General features: G+C 70.7%; 18 protein-coding genes. 17 read left to right on the top strand and 1 reads right to left on the bottom strand.

The features are described 5' to 3' along the window. Positions 1-38: 38 nt before the first annotated feature. Complete coding sequence (locus N8N77_RS10655) at positions 39-3065, top strand: NEW3 domain-containing protein (protein ID WP_261166835.1); 3027 nt, start codon at positions 39-41, stop codon at positions 3063-3065. 55 nt (positions 3066-3120) lie between these two features. Here the strand turns inward: N8N77_RS10655 and N8N77_RS10660 are convergent, their stop codons facing one another. Continuing rightward, entirely contained in the window at positions 3121-3879 is a 759-nt protein-coding gene (locus N8N77_RS10660; protein WP_261166836.1) for a GntR family transcriptional regulator, read from the bottom strand. Between the two features lie 76 nt (positions 3880-3955). On the opposite strand from N8N77_RS10660, the gene iolC reads away from it, so the two are divergent. The 16 genes from iolC to glgX all read left to right on the top strand — a co-directional run bounded on the left by iolC (position 3956) and on the right by glgX (position 22549). After that, entirely contained in the window at positions 3956-4900 is a 945-nt protein-coding gene (gene iolC / locus N8N77_RS10665; RefSeq protein ID WP_261166837.1) for a 5-dehydro-2-deoxygluconokinase, read from the top strand. A gap of 1 nt (position 4901) precedes the next feature. Then, positions 4902-5807, top strand: a complete 906-nt coding sequence (locus tag N8N77_RS10670) for a class I fructose-bisphosphate aldolase (RefSeq protein ID WP_261166838.1) — start codon at positions 4902-4904, stop codon at positions 5805-5807. Positions 5808-5829: 22 nt separating this feature from the next. Next, positions 5830-7371 carry a CoA-acylating methylmalonate-semialdehyde dehydrogenase gene (locus N8N77_RS10675; RefSeq protein ID WP_261166839.1) on the top strand — a complete coding sequence of 514 codons (1542 nt, stop codon included), beginning with the start codon at positions 5830-5832 and terminating at the stop codon, positions 7369-7371. A gap of 45 nt (positions 7372-7416) precedes the next feature. After that, the gene (gene iolB / locus N8N77_RS10680) at positions 7417-8316 is read left to right on the top strand and encodes a 5-deoxy-glucuronate isomerase (RefSeq protein WP_261166840.1); all 900 of its coding nucleotides are present in this window, start codon (positions 7417-7419) and stop codon (positions 8314-8316) included. Between the two features lie 41 nt (positions 8317-8357). Further along, positions 8358-10289, top strand: coding sequence for a 3D-(3,5/4)-trihydroxycyclohexane-1,2-dione acylhydrolase (decyclizing) (gene iolD, locus N8N77_RS10685; RefSeq protein WP_261166841.1), 1932 nt, complete (start codon positions 8358-8360; stop codon positions 10287-10289). After that, complete coding sequence (locus N8N77_RS10690) at positions 10286-11203, top strand: sugar phosphate isomerase/epimerase (RefSeq protein ID WP_261166842.1); 918 nt, start codon at positions 10286-10288, stop codon at positions 11201-11203. Before iolD ends, N8N77_RS10690 begins: the two co-directional genes overlap by 4 nt. 19 nt (positions 11204-11222) lie before the next feature. After that, the gene (iolG, locus tag N8N77_RS10695; protein WP_261166843.1) at positions 11223-12236 is read left to right on the top strand and encodes an inositol 2-dehydrogenase; all 1014 of its coding nucleotides are present in this window, start codon (positions 11223-11225) and stop codon (positions 12234-12236) included. Between the two features lie 68 nt (positions 12237-12304). Further along, positions 12305-13342: a Gfo/Idh/MocA family oxidoreductase gene (locus N8N77_RS10700; RefSeq protein WP_261166844.1), complete on the top strand. Its 1038-nt coding sequence runs from the start codon at positions 12305-12307 to the stop codon at positions 13340-13342. Between the two features lie 26 nt (positions 13343-13368). Further along, complete coding sequence (locus tag N8N77_RS10705) at positions 13369-14349, top strand: sugar ABC transporter substrate-binding protein (RefSeq protein WP_261166845.1); 981 nt, start codon at positions 13369-13371, stop codon at positions 14347-14349. Between the two features lie 2 nt (positions 14350-14351). After that, positions 14352-15389 carry an ABC transporter permease gene (locus tag N8N77_RS10710; RefSeq protein ID WP_261166846.1) on the top strand — a complete coding sequence of 346 codons (1038 nt, stop codon included), beginning with the start codon at positions 14352-14354 and terminating at the stop codon, positions 15387-15389. Beyond that, positions 15389-16180, top strand: a complete 792-nt coding sequence (locus tag N8N77_RS10715) for an ATP-binding cassette domain-containing protein (RefSeq protein ID WP_261166847.1) — start codon at positions 15389-15391, stop codon at positions 16178-16180. Before N8N77_RS10710 ends, N8N77_RS10715 begins: the two co-directional genes overlap by 1 nt. A 197-nt stretch (positions 16181-16377) precedes the next feature. Further along, positions 16378-18243: a molecular chaperone DnaK gene (gene dnaK / locus N8N77_RS10720; RefSeq protein WP_261166848.1), complete on the top strand. Its 1866-nt coding sequence runs from the start codon at positions 16378-16380 to the stop codon at positions 18241-18243. 2 nt (positions 18244-18245) lie between these two features. Next, positions 18246-18860, top strand: a complete 615-nt coding sequence (locus N8N77_RS10725; RefSeq protein WP_261166849.1) for a nucleotide exchange factor GrpE — start codon at positions 18246-18248, stop codon at positions 18858-18860. A gap of 8 nt (positions 18861-18868) precedes the next feature. Next, positions 18869-19849, top strand: a complete 981-nt coding sequence (locus tag N8N77_RS10730; protein WP_261166850.1) for a DnaJ C-terminal domain-containing protein — start codon at positions 18869-18871, stop codon at positions 19847-19849. A 47-nt stretch (positions 19850-19896) separates the two neighbouring features. Further along, positions 19897-20331, top strand: a complete 435-nt coding sequence (locus N8N77_RS10735) for a heat shock protein transcriptional repressor HspR (protein ID WP_261166851.1) — start codon at positions 19897-19899, stop codon at positions 20329-20331. A gap of 70 nt (positions 20332-20401) precedes the next feature. After that, positions 20402-22549, top strand: coding sequence for a glycogen debranching protein GlgX (gene glgX, locus N8N77_RS10740; RefSeq protein ID WP_261166852.1), 2148 nt, complete (start codon positions 20402-20404; stop codon positions 22547-22549).

The following is a 22549-nucleotide window of genomic DNA, read 5'->3' on the forward strand; positions in this document are numbered from 1 at the left end:
GGGCAACGGGGCCCGCCGTCGCTCGCACGGAGGCTGACATGAGAACGCGCAGAGTGATCCCCCTGTTCGCCGCGGTGCTCGCGGGAGCGACCCTGGTCGCCCCGGGCGCCGCGGTGGCCGCGGGCGGGCCGCCGCCCACCGTCGGGGAGGGGTCGGTGGCCACGAGCACCGATCGGGAGAAGATCGACATCATGGGCATCTGGGCCCATCCCGACGACGACGCGGGCTTCACCACGCCGTGCGGCGTCTGGTCCGACCTGTACGACGTGCGGTGCGGCATCATCATGGCCACCCGTGGCGAGGGCGGATCCAACTCGGTGGGCCCCGAGTCGGGTCCCGACCTCGGGCTGCGGCGGGAGAACGAGGATCGCACGTCGCACGTGCGAAGCGGCACCGTCGACATCTTCAACCTCGACCGCGTCGACTTCTACTACAACACCTCGGCGCCCCTCACGGCCGAGGTCTGGGATGCGGAGGAGACGCTGCGCCGAACCGTCCGGATCATCCGCGAGACGCGGCCCGAGATCCTCGTCGGCGGCACGCCCTCGCTGCGGGCGGGGCACGGCAACCATCAGTACGCGCAGGGGCGGATGGTGTGGGAGGCGGCGGCTGCGGCCGCCGACCCGACCATGTTCCCTGAGCAGCTCGAGGGCGTGGGCGCGGTCGACACCTGGCAGGTGAAGAAGATCCTCGCGGGCGGCCTGACGACCGGGACCGGCGGTGTGGCGGGCCCGGATTGCAATCAGGGATTCACTCCCGCCACGGGGAACCCGTTCACGGTGACGGGAACCTGGACCGGATACGACTCGCCGTACGTGTGGGCCGAGGGCAACGTGCAGGGCCAGGCGGCGGGCACGCCCAAGACGTGGGCGCAGGTCGGCCTCGAGGGCGGACGCGCGCATCCCACACAAGCGCGGACGATGTACCAGGGCCTGGCGACCCCGACGTGCCAGCGCTACGGCGTCTCCTTCTCCACCGTGCCGATGCAGCCCAACGGCGCCCCCGCCGCCGCCGACGACGAGGCGGTGCTGTACGGGGCCGTCCTGCCCGACCCCGGCGGCATGCCGCTCGGGTCCCGCTTCGCCGTGGCCGCGGAGGACTACTTCGAGGCGGCCGGCGAGCCCTTCGAGGTGACGGTGTCGATGCGCTCGGGGCAGGGTGAGATCGGCGGTGGTCCGGTGAGGCTCGAGGTCCCCGCAGGCTGGGGCGTCTCGGAGCCTGTCGAGGTGCCCGAGATCGGCGAGGACGCCCAGAGCGAGGCCGTCTTCACCGTGACGCCGTCGGCCGACGCAGCGCCCGGGGTGTACCGCATCGCCGCACGCCTGGACGGCGCCGTCACCGCGTACAACGACACGCGGATCGAGCTCGTGCCTCCGGTGGAAGGGCGTTTCGAACGGTGGGGATCAACCCTCGAGTACGAGCAGTGGATGACCGAGAACGAGGCGTACGTCGGCGGACGATCGGCGGCGGTCGACCGGATCGGCGCGGGCGAGACGATCACCGTTCCCGTCGAGGTGACCAATCGCAGTTCGGCGTCGCAATCGGGCGAGGTCACGCTCGCCGTGCCCGAGGGCTTCGCGGTGGACGCGGCGAGCAAGCCGTTCGCGGACGTGCCAGCCGGGGGCACGGCGACGGTGGACTTCACGGTGACGCACACCGACCCGACGGATCGGGGCAGTCGCACCGTTCCGTTCACCGCGACGACGACGTCGGCGCTGGGGGCGGCGACCGAGACGCTGACGATGCACGTCGTCCCGACGACCGTGATCCCGCAGCTCGCCGCGGCGCCCGCCGTGGACGGCGCGGCCGACGAGGTCTACGTCGGCGCGCCGCTCGATGTCGGCGCGCGCTGGGAGGGCGCGACGTGTGAGCCCGACGGGGTCGACTGCGGCGCCGGCGGTCAGGCGCGCGTCGGCTGGTTCGACGACACCCTCTACGTGCAAGTGCACGTCACCGACGAGCAGGCGAGCGCCGCCGCACCCCCGGAGCGCTGCTTCGGACACTGGCTGGTCGACTCTGTCGAGCTGCTGCTCGATCCGCGCGGCGACTCGTTGGACACGTCCAGCACCTTCAAGCTCGGCGTCTTCCCGTTCACGGATGATCCCGAGGGCTCCAACGGCAATGGCGCCAACGGCCCCTGTTGGTCGCGCGACGCGGACAATCACCAGGGATTCTCCACGGGGCCGCTGGCCGACGAGATCGAGGGCGCGCCGAACGCCGAGGGCGTGGCGGTGGCCGTGTCGGCCGACCGGGATGCGGAGGGCCGCTACGAGGGTGGCGGCTTCGACATCGAGGTGTCGATCCCGTTCGCCACGCTGCCGGCCGCTGTCGGGCCCACGAGCGCCGCCCCGACCGGCGACGCGGCCAGCAACGACGTCGACCCGTCCTACCTGGGGCTCAATGTGACACCGTACGACTCCGACACGCAGGACTTCATCGGGCAGACGCGCACGGCGTGGTCGGCTTTCGGGAGCCAGCAGTCGGAACCGTACCGGTGGGGCCACGCCTACCTCGACGGCTACGTCCCGCCCGCCGAGCGGCCGACGCAGGCGCCCGAGCCGATCATTCCCGACACCGCCCTGACCGGCGTGGAGTCGCCGCAGACCGTGTACCAGTCGGCGGTGCGGGGCGGCACGATCTCGGGTGTGCAGCCGAGCGATGCGATGACCGTCGAGAAGGTGCACGTCGCCGGATCGAAGATCAAGGTCCGCTACGACAGTGAGGCGGCCGGCACGCTGCGCGTTTTCCTGTGGAACGGCGACCCCCGTTTCGTGCCGGTGTGGACGTCGAGCTGCGAGGGTGACACGTACGGGTTCGACGCGTGCGCGGCCGGCGACGGCGCGGCACCGCCGTGGGCTCCCGACATGGGCGGTCGCCTCCTCGCCGAGGCGACGGCCGAGGTGGACGGCGGACGAGGCGCCGTCGATGTGCCGCTCGACCGCGCGCTCCTCGACCGCCTGGGCGAGGAGGCGTATGTGCTCGTGTCGTTCGCGGAGGCCGCCGCCGAAGGCTCACGCGAAGGTGACGGCGTGAATGCGTGGGCGTTCCCGGTCCACGCGCGCTGACCGGTCCGCGCGCGGGGTCGGTCCGGGAGGTGTTCCGGATCGACCCCGCGACGGATCAGTCGGCCACGACGGTGGTTTCGAAGCTGTAGCGGTCGGGGCGATAGCAGTGGGTGCCGAACTCGACCGCGCGGCCCGACGTGTCGAACGCCACGCGTTCCATCGTCAGGAGCGGGCCATGGGAGGGGATCTCGAGCAGTTCCGCCTCGTCGCCCTCGGCGGCCCGCGCGCCGATGCGCTGCCGCGCGACCTGGAACGTCACGCCGCGGGCCCGGAGGATCTGGTAGAGCCCGCGCTCCGTGAGCTCGTCGGTCGTGACGTCGCCGAACTCCGGCAGCAGGTGGTTCTCGAGCACCGCGACAGGCTCCCCGTCGATGCTGCGCACGCGCCGAAGGTATGCGACCTCGGAACCGACCGGGAGGCTGAGCGCCTCGGCCGCGCGCTCGTCGGCCGGTCGGAGCTCGTGCACGAGCACTCGCGTGGACGGGGTGCGGTGGGTGCTCTCGAGGTCGTCGTACAGGCTGGTCAGCTCCACCGGCCGCGTCACGCGGCCCTGCACGACCTGCGTGCCGATCCCGCGCCGGCGCACGAGCAGGCCCTTGTTCACGAGCGTTTGGATCGCGTGGCGCACGGTGGGTCGAGACAGCCGCAGGCGCCGACTGATCTCGATCTCGTTCTGCAGGCGAGCGCCGGGAGGGATGCGCCCGGAGCGGATCGCGTCCTCGAGCCGGCTGGAGACCTGGAAGTAGAGCGGGACGGGTCCGGACCTGTCGAGATCGGCGAACACGTCATCGGGCCAGATCGGATCCTCGGTCATCGCGGGCGCCCCCTTTCACGTTTCCCCGAGCCTATCCCTTAGTGATATTGTTAGGACAAAGCGATCTAGGAGGGTCATGAGCTTCACGACCGACGTCCTCGCCGTCGGGCGCCTCGGCGTCGACATCTATCCGCTTCAGGACGGGGTGGGGCTCGAACAGGTCGAGAGCTTCGGCAAGTACCTGGGTGGGACGGCCGCCAACGTCGCCGTCGCCGTCGCGCGGTACGGGCACGCGGCGGCGCTGATCTCCCGGGTCGGAGACGACCCGTTCGGTCGCTACCTCCTCGCGGAGCTCGAGCGTCTCGGGGTGGACAACCGCTATGTCGGCACCGACGCGTCGCTGAAGACGCCGGTCACCTTCTGCGAGATCTTCCCACCCGACGACTTCCCGCTCTACTTCTACCGGGAGCCGAAGGCGCCCGACATGAACGTCGAACCGCGCGAGATCGACGCCGACGCCGCGCGCGACGCGCGCATCCTCTGGCTGACGACGACGGGCCTCAGCGACGAGCCGAGTCGCGCCGCACATCTCGCCGCGCTCGAGGCCCGCGACCGGGCGGAGCACACGATCCTCGACCTCGACTATCGCCCGATGTTCTGGGCCGATCCCTCCGACGCGACGGCGCAGCTCGAGCCGGTCCTCGGCCGCGTGACCGTCGCCGTGGGCAACCGCGACGAGTGCCTCGTCGCCGTCGGCGAGTCGGATCCGGGGCGCGCGGCCGACGCGCTGCTGGAGCGGGGGGTCGAGCTGGCGATCGTGAAGCAGGGGCCGAAGGGCGTCCTCGCGAAGACCCGCGACGAGACGGTGGAGGTGCCCGTGCACCCGGTGGCCGTCGTCAACGGGCTCGGCGCGGGCGACGCCTTCGGCGGCGCGTTGTGCCACGGCCTTCTCGAGGGATGGAGCCTCGAACGCACCCTCCGTTTCGCCAACGTCGCGGGCGCGATCGTCGCCTCGCGGCGCGAGTGCTCCACCGCCATGCCCACAGCCGATGAGGTTGAGACCGTCTTGCAGGGAGCGTGAGATGACCGAGCTGAGCCCGGCCGACTTCGAACGGCTCCGACACATCCGAGCACACCGTCCTCACGAGATCGCCGAGACCTTCGCGTCGCGTCGCCGGCGCGACGTGCTGCAGGGCGACGGGCGGCTCTTCATCATCGCGGCCGACCATCCCGCCCGTGGCGCGCTGGCGGTCGGCACCGACGCCACCGCCATGGCGGACCGGTACGTCCTGCTCGAACGGCTCGCGGTCGCGCTGCGCCACCCTGGCGTCGACGGCGTGCTCGGCACGCCCGACATCATCGACGACCTTGCCGCACTCGGGCTGCTCGACGACAAGATCGTCGTCGGGTCGATGAACCGCGGCGGTCTGCGCGGCGCGCGGTTCGAGATGGACGACCGCTACACCGCATACGACGTGCCGACGATGGTCGCGCGGGGCATCGACTTCGCCAAGACGCTCATCCGGGTGAACCTCGACGACCCGGGCACCGTGCCGACCCTGGCCGCGACGGCCGACGCCGTGACGAGCGCCGCCGCGGCCCGACTGCCGATCATGCTGGAGCCGTTCATGACGCGCTGGCAGGACGGGCGCAACGTCAACGACCTCTCGGCGGACGCCGTCATCCTGTCGATCGCGATCGCGTCCGGGCTGGGCGCCGACAGCGCGTACACCTGGATGAAGCTGCCGGTCGTCGACGAGATGGAACGCGTCATGTCGGCCACGACCATGCCGACGCTGCTGCTCGGCGGCGACTCCGGGGCGGGCCTCGACGAGACGTTCGCGGCGTGGGAGAGCGCGCTCGCGCTGCCCGGCGTGCGCGGCCTGACGGTCGGGCGCGCCCTGCTGTACCCGCCGGACGGCGACGTCGTCGGCGCCGTCGACACCGCTGCGCGCCTCGTGCACCGCGACCTGCCGGCGATCGTCTGAACCCTCACCAACGGAGGAACCCATGAGCACGAACGACACCCCCACGGCCGGTTCCGGTCTGCCCGTCATCGGACACTGGATCGACGGCGCGTCCCGTCCGTCGGCCAGCGGGCGCACGGCGCCGGTCTTCAACCCCGCGACGGGGGAGGTCTCCGCGAACGTGGCCCTGGCGGATGAGGCGGAGATCGCCGCCGCCGTCGCATCCGCGCAGCGCGGCTTCGAGACGTGGAGCCGGTATTCCATCGCGAAGCGGCAGACGGTGCTGTTCGCCTTCCGCGAGCTGCTGAACGCCCGAAAGAAGGAGCTCGCCGAGATCATCACCGCGGAGCACGGCAAGGTGCTCAGCGACGCGATGGGGGAGATCCTGCGCGGCCAGGAGGTCGTCGAGCTCGCCACCGGGTTCCCGCACCTCATCAAGGGCGCCTACAGCGAGAACGCGTCGACGGGCATCGACGTCTACTCGATCAAGCAGCCGCTGGGCGTGGCGGGCATCATCTCCCCGTTCAATTTCCCGGCGATGGTGCCGATGTGGTTCTTCCCCGTGGCGATCGCCGCGGGCAACGCCGTGATCGTCAAGCCGAGCGAGAAGGACCCGTCGGCATCGCTGTGGCTGGCGCGGCTGTGGCAGGAGGCCGGCCTGCCGGACGGTGTGTTCACGGTGCTGCAGGGCGACAAGCTCGCCGTGGACGGGTTGCTGACGAGCCCGGTCGTGCAGTCGATCTCGTTCGTCGGCTCGACGCCCATCGCGCAGTACATCTACGAGACCGCCTCGGCCCACGGCAAGCGTGTGCAGGCGCTGGGCGGGGCGAAGAACCACATGCTGGTGCTGCCCGACGCCGACCTCGACCTCGTCGCCGACCAGGCCGTCAACGCCGGATACGGCGCGGCGGGCGAGCGGTGCATGGCGATCTCGGTGGTGCTCGCCGTCGAGCCGGTGGCCGACGAGCTCATCGCGAAGATCTCGGAGCGCATCGCGAAGCTCACGGTGGGCAACGGTGCGGGTGGCGCGGACGGCGAGCCCGATATGGGGCCGCTGATCACCCGCGAGCACCGGGACAGGGTCTCGGGCTATGTCGACATCGCCGAGGCGGACGGGGCGACGATCGTGGTCGACGGCCGCGGCTTCAGCGTCGAGGGTCATGAGGACGGCTTCTTCTTCGGCCCCACCCTGATCGACAACATGCCGACCACCTCGCGCGCCTACCAGGAGGAGATCTTCGGACCGGTGCTGCAGGTGGTGCGGGTGAAGACCTTCCGAGAGGGCGTCGAGCTGATCAACTCGGGCGCCTTCGGGAACGGCACGGCGATCTTCACGAACGACGGCGGAGCCGCCCGTCGGTTCCAGAACGAGGTCCAGGTCGGCATGATCGGCATCAACGTGCCGATCCCCGTGCCGGTGGCGTACCACTCGTTCGGCGGCTGGAAGCGGTCGCTGTTCGGTGACGCGAAGGCATACGGCGTGCACGGGTTCGACTTCTTCACCCGTGAGAAGGCGATCACCAGCCGCTGGCTGGACCCCGCCACGCACGGGGGGATCAACCTCGGCTTCCCCCAGAACGACTGACTCGGCGGCGCGCCGCGTCGACGGCGCTGTGAAGGAGCACCACTGATGACCGAACGGCGTTGGTTCCATCCGCGCGGATCGCTCTCGCGCGACGGCTGGGAGACGGTCGTCGACGGCTCGCTCGCGGGGTGGCAGCACACCGGGCTGCGTGTCGCCCACCTCGAGGCGGGCGACGAGCTGCCGCTGGAGGCGGGCGCGGAGCAGCTCGTCGTGCCGCTGGCAGGGTCCTTCTCGGTCCGCGTCGAGGATGACGGCGCCGTGACGACGCACGAGCTCGCCGGTCGTCCCTCCGTCTTCCACGGCCCGACCGACGTGCTGTACGTGACCGCCGGCGCCACGGCGCGCCTGGCGGGGAGGGGGCGGGTGGCGGTCGCGTCCTCCCCGACGGAGGCGCGCTTCCCGACCCGTCACATCCCCGCGGCCGAGACGCCGGTGGAGTTGCGCGGCGCGGGGGCCTCGAGCCGTCAGGTGCACAACTTCGGCACCCCGCACGCGCTTGACGCGGCACGGTTCATCGTGTGCGAGGTCATCACGCCGTCCGAGAACTGGTCCTCGTACCCGCCGCACAAGCACGACGAACGGGTGCCCGGCGCCGAGACGCGGCTGGAGGAGATCTACTACTTCGAGGCGGCGCCCACGCGCGGCGGCGGGCCGGGCAGCGCCGAGGCGGCCTTCGGGATGTTCAGCACCTACTCCTCGCCCGCGGGCGAGATCGACATCAACGCGATGGTCCGCACCGGTGACGTCGCGCTCGTGCCCTACGGGTACCACGGGCCGGCCGTCGCGGCCCCCGGCTACGACCTCTATTACCTCAACGTCATGGCGGGCCCCGACCCCGAGAGGGCGTGGCTGATCAGCGACGACCCCGCGCATGCGTGGGTGCGCGACACGTGGCGGGACGCGCGCGTCGACGAACGCCTGCCGTACGGAAACGAGAACCCTTGATCCGCCGCGCGGATCCCGACACCGACAGAAGGAGTGCTGCGATGGCGCAGACCAAGCGGATGACAGTGGCGCAGGCGCTCGTCGAGTTCCTCGCCAACCAGTGGACGGTCGACGGCGACATCCGCGAGCGCACCATCCCCGCGACGTTCGGCATCTTCGGCCACGGGAACGTCGCGGGTATCGGCCAGGCGCTGCGGCAGCTCCACGTGGAGCAGCCGGGCCTCATGCCGTACCACCAGGCACGCAACGAGCAGGCGATGGTGCATCAGGGGGTCGGCTACGCGCGCATGCACCGGCGGCGCGCCACCTACGCGGCCGCCGCCTCGGTCGGCCCCGGCTCGACCAACATGCTCACCGGCGCGGCGCTCGCCACGACCAACCGGCTCCCCGTGCTGCTGCTGCCGAGCGACACCTTCGCCACCCGCGTCGCGGATCCCGTCCTGCAGCAGCTCGAGCAGCCACACGACATCGGATTGACGGTGAACGACGCGTTCCGGCCGTTGTCGAGGTTCTTCGACCGCGTCCAGCGGCCCGAACAGCTGTACTCGATCGCGCTCGCCGCCATGCGCGTGCTCACCGACCCGGCGGAGACGGGAGCCGTCACGATCGCGCTGCCCGAGGACGTGCAGGCGGAGGTGGCGGACGTGCCGCTGGAGTTCCTGCAGCCCCGCGAGTGGCGCATCCGCCGGCCCCGTCCCGAGCGCGACGCGCTCGCCGCGGCGGTGCGCGCGATCCGCGCGGCCAAGCGGCCGCTCATCGTCGCCGGCGGCGGAGTGCTGTACTCCACGGCGGAGGGCGAGCTGCGCCGCTTCGTCGAGGCGACCGGCATCCCCGCCGCCTTCACGCAAGCGGGGGTCGGGGGGCTGGAATGGGCGCACCCCCAGAACGTCGGCGGCGTCGGTGCCACCGGCTCGTCGGCGGCGAACCGGCTCGCCGCCGACGCCGATGTCGTCATCGGCATCGGCACGCGCTACAGCGACTTCACGACGGCGTCTCGCACCGCCTTCCAGAACCCGGGCGTCGTCTTCGTCAACATCAACGTCGCCCCCTTCGACGCCGTCAAGCACGGCACCCGCGTGCCGGTCGTGGCCGACGCGCGTGAGGCGCTCGTCGAGCTGCAGGAAGCCCTCGCCGGGTTCCGCGTCGAGGCGGACTACGCCGAGCGGATCGCTCGCGAGAAGGAGGCGTGGGACGCGGTGACGGAGGACGCGCTGGCCGCGACCGATGTCGCCCTGCCCGGTCAGCCGGAGGTCATCGGTGCGGTGCTGCGTGCCTCGGCTCCCGACGACGTGCTGGTGCAGGCCGCGGGGTCCCTCCCCGGCGATCTGCACAAGCTCTGGCGCGTGCGCGATCCGCTCGGCTACCACGTCGAATACGCGTTCTCCACCATGGGCTACGAGATCGCGGGCGGCCTCGGCGTCAAGCGGGGCGCGATGGCGGACGGTTCCGACAGGGACGTCATCGTCATGGTCGGCGACGGCTCGTACCTCATGCTGAACACGGAGCTCGTGACGGCGGTCGCCGAGGGGCTGAAGGTCATCGTGATCATCGTGCAGAACCACGGGTACGCGTCGATCGGGCACCTCAGCGAGACGGTCGGCGTGGATCGGTTCGGCACGCAGTACCGGCCGCGGAATCCGCAGACGCTCGACTTCCAGGGCGAGCAGGTGCTGCCGGTCGATCTCGCGGCCAACGCGCGCAGCTACGGTCTCGAGGTCGTCGAGGTGCCCGTGGAGCCGGGCGCGAGCGCGCGCCTCGAGGAGGCCATCGCCCGCGCGAAGGCGTCGGACCGCGCCACGGTCATCCACATCAACACCGACCCGCTCGTCTACGCGCCCGACGGCGAGGGGTGGTGGGACGTGCCGGTCGCGGGGGTGTCCACCCTCGAGTCCACTCGCCGCGCCCGCGCCGAGTACGAGCGGCAGGTGGCCGCGCAGCGGCCGCTGCTGGGCGGCACCGGAGCCGACGCGTGAGGGCGACGCTCGCCGGTGCCCCGGTCAGCTTCGGCGTCTTCGAGCTGACGCCGGAGGGGGCCGAGACCGTCTCGCCCGACCAGCTGGGAGAGGTGCTGCAGACGGCCGGTTATCGGGGCGTCGACCTCGGGCCCGTCGGCTTCTTGGGTCGCGGTGATGAGCTGCGGCGCCGACTGCGCCGGTTCGCGCTGCCTCTCGCCGGGGGCTGGGTGCAGCTTCCCTTCTCGGACGATGAGGCCTTCGAGGCGTCGCTTCCGCAGCTTCGGGAGGCGTTGGACGTCTTCGCCGACGCTGCGGCGGAGGCGGACGGGCGCCTGCCGCTGCCGACGCTGGCCGACAGCGGATCCTTCGCGCGGCAGGCCGCGCCCGGGCGCGGCGACGAGGCCGATCCCGTCGCCGACGACGCGGCGGCGCGACTCTATGACAACGTGGGGCGCGCCGCGCGCCTCGTGCGCGAGGCCGGGCTGGAGCCGACATTCCACCATCACGCGGGCACGTTCGTCGAGTCGCCCGACGAGATCGACGCGTTCCTCGCGCACACCGACGTGGGGCTCACCCTCGACACCGGGCACCTGGCCATCGCCGGCGGGGACCCCGTCGAGGCGGTGCGGCGGTGGGGCGAGCGCATCAACCACCTGCACCTCAAGGACGTCGACCTCGCTCGCCTGCGCGCCATCCTCGCCGCGGGCGGAGGCATGCGCGAGGTCTGGTCCGGCGGCGCGTTCGTCGCCTTCGGTCAGGGCGATGTCGACCTTCCGGGCGTGATGTCGCTCATCGAGCAGCGCGACTACGACGGGTGGATCGTCGTCGAGCAGGACGTGCTCAACGGCCCGGACATCGCCATCGACGCGTTCCTGGCCCGCCGCGCGGAGGACCAGCACATCAACCGCCAGGCACTCAGCCCCTGGATCTGACACCTCACGAGGAATCTTCATGACGCAACGCCCCCTCCGCTTCGGACTCATCGGCACGGGTCGCATCGGCCAGGTGCACGCGGTGAACATCGCCGCGAGCCCCGACGCCGAGCTCACCTGGATCGCCGATCCGTTCCTCGACGGTGCCCGGAGCGTGGCCGCCAGGCACGGCGGGGCGGTCACCGATGATGCCGAGCGGCTGCTGACGTCGGGCGAGATCGACGCGGTCCTCGTCGCCTCGCCCACGCCGACGCACGTCGACCTCATCGCGCGCAGCGTCGACCTCGGGCTGCCCGTGCTGTGCGAGAAGCCCATCGACCTCGACATCGCGCGTGTCGACGCGCTCCGCGCTCGCGTGGCGGCGGCCGGTGTGCCGGTCGCCCTCGGCTTCAACCGTCGATTCGACCCGGCCTTCCGCAGTGTGCGCGACCGTGTCGCGGCCGGCGAGATCGGCGAGCTCGAGCAGCTCACCATCATCAGTCGTGACCCGGCGGCTCCTCCCGCCGACTACGTCGCGGTGTCCGGCGGCATCTTCCGCGACATGACGATCCACGACTTCGACATGGCACGCTCCTTCCTGCCCGACATCGTGGAGGTGTCGGCGGTGGGAAGCGCCGTCTTCGACGACGGCGCCAGGCGGCACGGCGACTTCGACACGGCGGTCGTGACGCTGCGCGCCGCCTCGGGCGCCGTGGTCACGATCATCAACTCGCGCCACAGCGCGTACGGGTACGACCAGCGCCTCGAGGCGTTCGGGGCGCGCGGCGCGCTGAGCGTCGCCAACGCGCCGACGAGCCTGGTGAGCCTGTCGACGTCCGCGCACGTGGAGGCGAAGCCGCCGTACGAGAACTTCTTCCTCGAGCGCTACGCCGCCGCCTACCGCGCCGAGCTTGAGCAGTTCATCGCCCTCGCGCGCGGGGAGGATTCGACGAGCCCGGGTTTCGAGGACGGGCGGGCGGCGCTGCTCCTGGCCGACGCGGCGCTGCGCTCCGCCGAAGAGCGCCGAGTGGTGGCGGTGGACCTTCGGGCCTGAGCCGCGCCGCCGGTTCCCGGCGGGAACGAGATGTGTTAATGTCCTGACAAAACTCGAAGGAGAGTTCTGTGCAGGTGGTCGTTCTCGGCGCCGGACGGATCGGCGCATCGCACGCGGCGTCCCTGTCGCGCACGGAGGCCGTGGAGGCCGTCGTCGTCGCGGACGTGGACGTCGATCGCGCGGCCGCGGTCGCGAAGCGGATCCCGCGCGCGGTCGTGGCGACGGTGGACGAGGCGTTCGGACGCAGGCCCGACGGCATGGTCATCACCACACCCACGTTCACCCACGCCGCCCTCGTGCGACGTGCCGTGCGGGCAGGGATCGCGGTGTTCTGCGAGAAGCCGATCGCGCAGAGCCTCACCGAGACCGTCCGGCTCGTCTCCGAGCTGTCGGAGTCGCCCACCCCCGTGCAGATCGGATTCCAAAGGCGCTTCGACGCCGGGTACGCGCAGCTGCGGGCGGCCGTCGCGCGCGGTGACCTCGGCGCGCTGCGCCGCATCCACCTCCTCTCGTGCGACGCTCGCCCCCCGGCCGACGACTTCATCCGCACCAGCGGCGGCCTGTATCGCGACTGTCACATCCACGACTTCGACGCCGTGCGATGGGTCACCGGGCGCGCGGTGGTGGCCGTCCACGCCATGGGTGCCGCGCACGGGCCGGGCGCGTTTGCGGAGGTGGACGATGTCGACGAGTCCGTGGCGCTGCTCCGGCTCGACGGCGACGTGCTCGCCACGGTGCAGGGCTCACGGTGGAACGGCCACGGCTACGACGCGCGCATGGAGGTCGCCGGCACCGAGCGGACGATGGTCGCCGGGCTGAGTGAGCGCACGCCCCTTCGTCCCGCCGAGCACCCCGACGCCCCGTCCGCGGCGCCGTGGACGACCTTCGCCGAACGATTCGCCGCGGCCTTCGACGCCGAGCTGCGGGAGTTCCTCGATGTCGCGCGCGGCCTTCGGCCGAGCCCGTGCACTCCCGGCGACGCCCTCGAAGCGCTGCTCATCGCCGAGGCCGCCGACCTGTCTCGCCGGGAGTGGCGCACCGTGGCCCTCGCCGAGATCCGCGATCGCGCCGCCGACGAGGCGCGCATCCCCATCCCTTCACCCTGAAACCGCATCCAACGGAGGAGCAACTCATGAAGATTCGTCGCAGTGGCATCGTGGCCACCGTGGCCGCGCTGGGCATGGTGGCCCTCGCCGGCTGCTCGGGCACCGGCCAGGACACCGGCGCGGAGGACGGCGGGAGCCAGCCATCCGACGACCTCACCATCGCCGTGGTCAGCCACGGCACCCCGGGCGACACGTTCTGGGATGTCGTCAAGAGCGGCGCGGAGCAGGCCGGGGCCGACCTCGGGGTGACGGTCACCTACCAGGGCAACGGCGACCCCGTGCAGCAGAGCAACATGATCGACTCCGCGGTGGCGGACGGCGTCGACGGGCTCGTCGTGTCGATGGCCAACCCCGAGGGGGTGCGGGAGGCCGTCGAGTCGGCCGTCGCGGCGGGCGTGCCGGTGATCACCATCAACTCCGGCCTCGAGCAGTCCCGCGAGTACGGTGCGCTGACCCACGTGGGTCAGAGCGAGCGGATCGCCGGCGAGGGAGCGGGCGAGAAGCTCGCCGAATCGGGGCTCAAGAAGGTCATCTGCGTCATCCACGAGGCAGGCAACGCGGGTTTGGAGGACCGCTGCGCCGGCGCGGCGGCCACGCTCGGAGGCAGCGTCGAGAATCTGCAGGTCGACATCGCGAACGTGGCCGACGCGCAGAACACGATCAGCAGCAAGCTCCTGGCCGATGATTCCATCGACGGCGTGCTCGCCCTCAACCCGGCCGTCGCGGTCGCGGCGAGCAAGGCGATCGACGAGGCCGGCAGCTCGGCCGCCCTGGCGACCTTCGACATCTCCAGCGACATCCTCGACCTCATCCTCGACGACAAGGTGCTGTTCGCGGTCGATCAGCAGCCGTACTCGCAGGGGTACCTCCCCGTCACCTTCCTCACCCTCATGGCGCGCAACGGCGACACGGTGGGAGGCGGACAGCCCGTGTACTCCGGCCCCGGTTTCGTGACCGCGGAGAACGCCGCCGAGGTCGCCGAGTTCGCGTCGAACGGCACGCGCTGACCATGACCACCACCGATCTCATCACGATCGACGAACGGGTCAGGCGCACCTCGCCCCTCGTCGCCGCGCTGCGCCGCCCGGAGGTCGGCGCAGCGGTGGCGGCGGTGGCCATCTTCCTGTTCTTCTCGATCGTGACCGACTCCTTCCTCACACCGGCGGGCATCGGCACGTGGCTGTACTCGGCGTCGCTGTTCGGCATCATGGCCGTCGCCGTGGCGCTGCTCATGATCGGCGACGAGTTCGACCTCTCGGCGGGCGCGATGACCGGCACGACCGGACTGATGGTCGGGGTGTTCACGACGCAGTGGGGCCTGAACGTCTGGGTCGCGATGCTCGTCGCCCTGGCGGTGGCGCTGGCGATCGGCGCGGTCAACGGCATCATGGTGATGCGCACGGGCCTGCCGAGCTTCATCGTCACCCTCGCGACGTTCTTCATCCTGCAGGGCATCAATCTGGCCGGGACCAAGATGATCACCGGCCAGGTGGCGATCCAGGGCATGACGCAGGTGCCCTTCTTCGACACGGTGAAGACGTTCTTCGGGTCGAGCATCGCGGTGTTCGGCATCAACCTGAAGGTGTCGGTGATCTGGTGGATCGTCATCACGGCGATCGCCACGTGGATCCTCCTGCGCACGCGCGTCGGCAACTGGATCTTCGCGGTGGGCGGCGCGCAGACGAGCGCGCGCCAGGTGGGCGTGCCCGTCTTCCGGACGAAGATCGGCCTGTTCATGACGACGGCCGGCGCCGGGTGGCTGGTGGGCATGCTGCAGCTGTTCGACGTCGGCACCGTGCAGGCGACGACCGGCGTGGGGCAGGAGTTCATCTACATCATCTGCGCCGTCGTGGGCGGTTGCCTGCTCACGGGCGGCTACGGCTCGGCGATCGGCGCCGCGATCGGGGCGCTCATCTACGGCATGACGAACCAGGGCGTGATCTTCGCCGGTTGGGACAACAACTGGCTGATGACCTTCCTGGGGGCGATGCTGCTGGCCGCCGTGCTGGTCAATCTGTACATCCGCAAACGAGCAGGAGCACGCTGATGAGCGAGAACGCCGCGACGGCGCCGTACCTCGAGGTGCGCGGGGTCGGCAAACGCTACGGATCCATCATCGCGCTGCGAGACGTATCGACGTCGGTCGGCCTGGGTGAGGTGCTGTGCGTGCTCGGCGACAACGGCGCGGGCAAGTCCACCTTCATCAAGGTGCTCTCCGGGGCCCACCCGCACACCGAGGGCGAGCTGCGCGTCGCCGGCGAGGCGCTGACGTTCTCGAGCCCCCGCGAGGCGCTGGACCGAGGCATCGCCACCGTGTATCAGGATCTCGCCGTCGTCCCGCTCATGCCCGTCTGGCGCAACTTCTTCCTCGGCTCCGAGCTCACCACGGGGCGCGGGCCCTTCCGAAGGCTCGATGTGAAGGCGATGCGCCGGATCACCAAGGAGGAGCTGGCGAAGATGGGCATCGACCTACGCGACGTGGAGCAACCCATCGGCACCCTCTCGGGCGGCGAGCGGCAGTCGGTCGCCATCGCCCGTGCCGTGTACTTCGGCGCCAAGGTGGTCATCCTCGACGAGCCCACGGCGGCGCTCGGCGTGAAGCAGGCGGGGGTCGTGCTGAAGTACGTCAACGCCGCACGGGAGCGCGGGCTCGGCGTGGTCTTGATCACGCACAATCCCCATCACGCGCACCTCGTGGGCGATCGCTTCCTCCTGCTCAAGCGCGGTGCGAGCCTGGGCGAGTATGAGCGCGCCGACATCACCGTCGAGGAGCTGACCGCTCTCATGGCGGGCGGCGCCGAGCTCGACGCGCTGGCCCACGAGTTGCAGCGGGCGTAGTCCCGGTCCGATCGAACGGTGCCGGTCCGCGTGGCGGGCCGGCACCGTCGTTCGTGGGCCTGGCCCGCGTCGCAAAAGTTGAGCTGATTCATATCAAGTTCATTTGACTCCCCGGGATGCGTCTGCCTACCCTTGAGTCAGCACGACTCAGATTCCGTGCGCAGACTTGCATCGACCGGAGACACAAAGGAGACAACATGGCACGCGCTGTGGGCATCGACCTCGGTACGACCAACTCGGTCGTCGCGGTCCTCGAGGGCGGCGAACCGAAGGTCATCGCCAACGCCGAGGGCTTCCGCACCACCCCGTCGGTGGTGGCGTTCACGAAGGACGGCGAGGTGCTGGTCGGCGAGACCGCCAAGCGCCAGGCCGTGACCAACGTCGACCGCACCATCGCATCGGTCAAGCGCCACATGGGCACCGACTGGAAGACGCAGGCGATCGACGGCAAGGCGTACACGCCGCAGGAGATCAGCGCGCGCATCCTCATGAAGCTCAAGCGCGACGCCGAGCAGTACCTGGGCGACACCGTCACCGACGCGGTCATCACGGTGCCGGCCTACTTCAACGACGCCGAGCGCCAGGCCACGAAGGAGGCCGGCGAGATCGCGGGCCTGAACGTGCTGCGCATCATCAACGAGCCCACGGCCGCCGCGCTGGCGTACGGACTCGACAAGGGCAAGGAGGACGAGCTCATCCTCGTCTTCGACCTCGGTGGCGGAACCTTCGACGTCTCGCTGCTCGAGGTGGGCAAGGACGACGACTTCTCGACCATCCAGGTGCGCGCCACCGCCGGTGACAACCGACTCGGAGGCGACGACTGGGACCAGCGGATCGTCGACTACCTGATCAAGCAGTTCAAGGACTCGACGGGCGTCGACGTCTCGAACGACAAGATCGCGCTGCAGCGCCTCAAGGAGGCCGCGGAGCAGGCCAAGAAGGAGCTGTCCAGCTCCACGTCGACGAGCGTGAACCTGCCGTACCTCTCCCTGACGGAGAGCGGCCCCGTGTCGCTGTCGGAGACGATCACGCGCGCCAAGTTCGAGGACCTCACCAAGGACCTGCTCGAGCGCACCAAGAAGCCGTTCGACGACGTCATCCGCGAGGCCGGCATCAAGGTCGCCGACATCGCGCACGTCGTGCTCGTCGGCGGTTCGACCCGCATGCCCGCCGTGAGCGACCTCGTCAAGCGCGAGACCGGCAAGGAGCCCAACAAGGGCGTCAACCCGGACGAGGTCGTCGCCGTGGGCGCCGCCCTGCAGGCCGGCGTCCTCAAGGGCGAGCGCAAGGACGTGCTGCTCATCGACGTCACGCCGCTGTCCCTCGGCATCGAGACCAAGGGCGGCATCATGACCAAGCTCATCGAGCGCAACACCGCCATCCCGACCAAGCGCAGCGAGACCTTCACGACCGCCGACGACAACCAGCCGTCGGTCGCGATCCAGGTCTTCCAGGGAGAGCGCGAGTTCACGCGGGACAACAAGCCGCTGGGCACCTTCGAGCTGACGGGCATCGCCCCGGCCCCGCGCGGGGTGCCGCAGATCGAGGTCACCTTCGACATCGACGCCAACGGCATCGTGCACGTCTCGGCCAAGGACAAGGGCACCGGCAAGGAGCAGTCGATGACCATCACGGGCGGTTCGTCGCTGCCCAAGGAGGACATCGAGCGCATGGTGCGCGAGGCGGAGGAGCACGCGGCCGAGGACAAGAAGCGCCGCGAGGCCGCCGAGGTGCGCAACCAGGCCGAGACGCTGTCGTACTCGATCGAGAAGCTCATCAAGGACAACGAGGACAAGCTGCCGACCGACGTGAAGGAGTCGGTGCAGGCCGACGTCGACGCGCTCAAGACGGCGCTCGCCGGCGATGACGACGACGCCGTGAAGACGGCCTTCGACAAGCTGAACGAGAGCCAGACCAAGCTGGGCGAGGCGATCTACGCGCAGTCGCAGGCCGACGCCGCGCCGTCGTCGGAGGGCGCACCGACCGGCGAGCAGGCCGGCGGCGGCTCGGATGAGGACGTCATCGACGCCGAGGTCGTCGACGACGAGGACGAGAAGAAGTAACCATGGCTGACAAGGACTTCGACGAGAACGACGAGGTCCAGCCTGGCGCCGAGGGGCCGGAGGCGAGCGCTTCCGGCCCCGACGCGCAGGCGGACCAGAACGCCCAGGCGGGCGAGCCCACGCCGGATGAGGCGCTGACGGTGGACGACATCCTCGGCGCCGAGCAGACGGACGAGGCGGCCGAGGCCGAGCACAGCGACTACGAGACGCAGCTGCTGCACGACCTCAAGCGGCTGCAGGCGGAGTACGCGAACTACCGCCGCCGCACCGAGGAGCAGCGTCAGCTCGAGATCGACCGGGCCAAGGGGTCCGTCGCCAAGAGCCTGCTCCCCGTGCTCGACGACCTCGACCGCGCCGCCAAGCACGGCGACCTCGAGGAGGGCAGCGCCTTCGCCATCGTCGCCGAGAAGATGCGCGGCGTCGCCGAGCGGCTGGGACTGGTGACCTACGGAGCCGCGGGCGACGTGTTCGATCCGCAGCAGCACGAGGCCGTCTTCCAGCAGCCCACGCCGGGCGCCACCGAGTCGACCGTGCTCGAGGTGGTCGAGGTGGGTTACCGCCTGGGCGACGTGGAGCTGCGGCCGGCGAAGGTCGTGGTCGCCGTGCCGGCGGAGTAGGAGGCGCGGTGGCCAGTCAGGACTGGTTCGACAAGGACTTCTACAAGGTCCTGGGGGTCTCGAAGGACGTCTCGGACGCCGAGCTGAAGAAGACCTACCGCAAGTTGGCGCGCCAGTATCACCCCGACTCCAAGCCGGGTGATGCGGCCGCCGAGGCGAAGTTCAAGGAGATCAGCGAGGCGTACGCGGTGCTGTCCGACCCCGAGCAGCGCCGCGAGTACGACGAGATCCGCGCCATGGGCTCCGGCGCCCGCTTCACGGCGGGCGGGCCCGGCGCGGGCGGCTTCGAGGACGTCTTCAGCCGGTTCACCACCAACCGCGGATCGGCGGCCGACTTCGACGACATCTTCACGATGTTCAACCAGGGCCGCGGCGGCGGGTTCGGCTCGGGCCGTTTCGGCCAGTCGGGCGGCGGCTTCTCGGGCTTCGGCACCCCCAGCAAGGGGCAGGATCTGCGCGCCCGCACGACGATCGATTTCGTCACGGCCGCGAAGGGCGAGACCGTCACGCTGCAGAGCGAGGACGGCAAACCGTTCAAGATCAAGATCCCCGCTGGGGTGGCCGACGGGCAGAAGATCCGCCTGCGCGGCCGCGGCCGGCCGTCGCCGGACGGCGGCGAGAACGGTGACATCGTGGTGGAGGTGGCGGTGCGGCCGCACCCCGTGTTCACCCGCGACGGTCTCAACCTGCGGGTGACCGTGCCCGTGACCTTCACGGAGGCCGCGCTCGGCGCCACCATCGAGGTGCCGACGCTCGAGGGCGACGCGGTGCGGTTGCGCGTGACGCCGGGCACGCCGTCGGGGCGCGTGCTGCGCGTGAAGGGCCGCGGGATCGTCTCGAAGAAGGGCACGGGCGATCTTCTCGCCGAGGTGCAGGTCGTGGTGCCGAGCCACCTGAGCGAGGCGCAGCGGGAGGCGCTCGAGCGTTTCCACGAGGTGGAGCCGCGCGAGAACCCGCGCGACGACCTGCTGGCGAGGGCGCGCGGCTGACACGGATCGGCGGGATCATGGAGGACGAGCGAGGAGGTGGACGCCGGATGAGCGACGCGTACGACATCGATGAGGACGCGCCGGTCTTCGCGATCGCGGTCGCCGCCGAGCTGGCCGGCATGCACCCGCAGACGCTGCGCCAGTACGACCGCATCGGGCTGGTCGTGCCGGGCCGCACGCGCGGCGGGTCGCGCCGCTACTCGGCGCGGGACATCGCGCAGCTGCGTGAGGTCGCGCGGCTCTCGGGCGAGGGCATGAGCCTCGCCGCCATCGCCCGCGTGCTCGACCTGGAGGACGAGGTGCGCGACCTGCGCCGCCGGGTGCGCGACCTCGAGGATCGGCTCGAGGCGGAGCTCGCCTCGCGGCCCGGCGCGCGGGTCTTCGCGGCCGGCGCCTCCGGCTCCGTCGTCACCCTGCGAGCGGGGACGCGCGTGCGCCGTCGTGCCGAGCTCATGCTCTGGACCCCTCCTCCGCAGCGCTGAGCACCGGCCGCGGCCGAATCGTGTCCCGCCGCGGCGTTTGAACCGATCCCTCAGGGGGCATCATTGGGGCATGAGCCCCCAGTTGTGGACCCGCCTCGGAGAGACCTCCACCGTCTGGCCGGGACGGGAATGGCCGCTCGGGGCCACGTGGACGCCCGAGAGCACGAACTTCGCCGTCTACGCCCCGAACGCCACGCGCGTGGACCTGTGCCTGTTCGATGACGACGACCGCGAGACGCGCTACGAGCTCACCGAGCAGACCCTGGGCATCTGGCATGGCGCCCTGCCCGACATCCGCCCCGGGCAGCGGTACGGCTACCGCGTGGACGGCCCCTGGGACCCCGCGAACGGTTACCGCTTCAACCCGCACAAGCTGCTGCTCGACCCGTACGGGCTCGCGACGAGCGGCACCATGATCCCCGAGCCGGCGATCTACGGCGCACGCCCGGACGACCCGGCGGTTCCCGACGACACGGACTCCGCGGAGTACACCGCACGCAGCGTGGTGGTCGACCCGTCGTTCGACTGGGAGGGCGACGAGCCGCTGGGCACCCGCTGGCGCGAGACCGTGATCTATGAGCTGCACGTCAAGGGCTTCACGAAGCTGCACGACCGGGTGCCGGAGCCCCTGCGCGGCACGTACGCGGGCCTGGCTCAACCCGCCGTGATCGAGTACCTGCAGGACCTCGGGGTCACCGCCGTCGAGCTCCTGCCGGTGCAGCAGTTCTTCTCCGAGCCGGCGCTGCTCGAGCGCGGGCTGAGCAACTACTGGGGCTACAACACCATCTCCTACTTCGCGCCCGACGCCTCGTACAGCTCCTCGGGAGACCGCGGTGGCCAGGTGGCGGAGTTCAAGGGCATGGTCAAGGAGCTGCACCGGGCCGGCATCGAGGTGATCCTCGACGTGGTCTACAACCACACCGCCGAGGCGGGACCCGACGGCCCCACCCTGTCGTTCCGGGGGCTGGATGACCGCGGGTTCTACAAGCGCGTGCTGCCGGAGGAGGAGGGTGCGTTCGACGACACCTACTGGGACGTGACCGGCTGCGGCAACACGGTGAACACCTGGAACCCGCTCGCGCTGCGGCTCATCCTCGATTCGCTGCGGTACTGGGTCACCGAGATGCACGTCGACGGCTTCCGCTTCGACCTCATGTCGGCCCTCACCCGGACGGGGTACGACGTCGATTTCGCCTCCGCCCTGCTCATCGCGATCGATCAGGACCCGATCCTGCGTCACGTCAAGCTCATCGCGGAGCCCTGGGACGTGTCGATGGACGGTTACCTGGTGGGACAGATGCCGTCGCCGTGGGCCGAGTGGAACGACCAGTACCGCGACACGATCCGTGACTACTGGCGCGGCGAGGGGGCGATCCGCAATGTCGCCACCCGGCTCGCGGGCTCGAGCGACCTGTACGCCGACGACGGGCGCTCGGCGTCCAACTCCGTCAACTTCATCACCGCTCACGACGGCTTCACCGTGCGCGACCTCGTCACCTACGAGCAGAAGCACAACGAGGCCAACGGCGAGGAGAACCGCGACGGCACGGAGAACAACCGATCGCGCAACTATGGCGTCGAGGGCGAGACCGACGACGAGGCGATCCTCGCCGTGCGGCGCCGGCAGGCGGCCAACCTCATGGTGACGCTGTGCCTGTCGAACGGCGTGCCGATGATCACGGCCGGCGACGAGCGTGGCCGCACCCAGGGCGGCAACAACAACGCCTACTGCCAGGACAACGAGATCTCCTGGATGGACTGGAGCGCCGACAACGCCTGGCTCGACGTGTACGAGCTGACGAAGGCGGCGCTGCGGCTGCGCCGCGAGCACCCCGCGCTGCGGCAGCGGCACTGGTTCGAGGGGCGCCCGACGATCGAGGGCGGCCCGCTCGACCTCGCCTGGCTGCACCCCGAGGGCCGCCTGATGACCGACGAGGACTGGGGCGACGCGGGCCTGAGGACGGTGGGGATGTACGTCTCGGGCTGGCCGCTGCGCGAGCCGGGTCCGCGCGGAGAGCAGCTCACCGACTCGTCGTTCCTCATCTGGTTCCACGCGGGGGAGGAGACCGTCGACGCGACCGTCATGCCGCAGCAGTGGGAGCCCGCGTTCCGGGTGGTGCTCGCGACGGACCCCGACATCGAGGAGGGCCGGGCCGTGCCCGCCGGCACCCCGTTGACCATCGCGCCGCGGGCGGTGGTCGTCATGAAGTCGGACTGA

It is taken from the genome of Microbacterium sp. Marseille-Q6965 (genome assembly GCF_946151065.1).
Taxonomy (GTDB): Bacteria; Actinomycetota; Actinomycetes; order Actinomycetales; family Microbacteriaceae; genus Microbacterium.

Coding starts and splice junctions, on each gene's coding strand:
- N8N77_RS10655 (WP_261166835.1), top strand. CDS start 39: ATGAGAACGCGCAGAGTGATCCCCCTGTTCGCCGCGGTGCTCGCGGGA.
- N8N77_RS10660 (WP_261166836.1), bottom strand. CDS start 3,879: ATGACCGAGGATCCGATCTGGCCCGATGACGTGTTCGCCGATCTCGAC.
- iolC (WP_261166837.1), top strand. CDS start 3,956: ATGAGCTTCACGACCGACGTCCTCGCCGTCGGGCGCCTCGGCGTCGAC.
- N8N77_RS10670 (WP_261166838.1), top strand. CDS start 4,902: ATGACCGAGCTGAGCCCGGCCGACTTCGAACGGCTCCGACACATCCGA.
- N8N77_RS10675 (WP_261166839.1), top strand. CDS start 5,830: ATGAGCACGAACGACACCCCCACGGCCGGTTCCGGTCTGCCCGTCATC.
- iolB (WP_261166840.1), top strand. CDS start 7,417: ATGACCGAACGGCGTTGGTTCCATCCGCGCGGATCGCTCTCGCGCGAC.
- iolD (WP_261166841.1), top strand. CDS start 8,358: ATGGCGCAGACCAAGCGGATGACAGTGGCGCAGGCGCTCGTCGAGTTC.
- iolG (WP_261166843.1), top strand. CDS start 11,223: ATGACGCAACGCCCCCTCCGCTTCGGACTCATCGGCACGGGTCGCATC.
- N8N77_RS10705 (WP_261166845.1), top strand. CDS start 13,369: ATGAAGATTCGTCGCAGTGGCATCGTGGCCACCGTGGCCGCGCTGGGC.
- N8N77_RS10710 (WP_261166846.1), top strand. CDS start 14,352: ATGACCACCACCGATCTCATCACGATCGACGAACGGGTCAGGCGCACC.
- N8N77_RS10715 (WP_261166847.1), top strand. CDS start 15,389: ATGAGCGAGAACGCCGCGACGGCGCCGTACCTCGAGGTGCGCGGGGTC.
- dnaK (WP_261166848.1), top strand. CDS start 16,378: ATGGCACGCGCTGTGGGCATCGACCTCGGTACGACCAACTCGGTCGTC.
- N8N77_RS10725 (WP_261166849.1), top strand. CDS start 18,246: ATGGCTGACAAGGACTTCGACGAGAACGACGAGGTCCAGCCTGGCGCC.
- N8N77_RS10735 (WP_261166851.1), top strand. CDS start 19,897: ATGAGCGACGCGTACGACATCGATGAGGACGCGCCGGTCTTCGCGATC.
- glgX (WP_261166852.1), top strand. CDS start 20,402: ATGAGCCCCCAGTTGTGGACCCGCCTCGGAGAGACCTCCACCGTCTGG.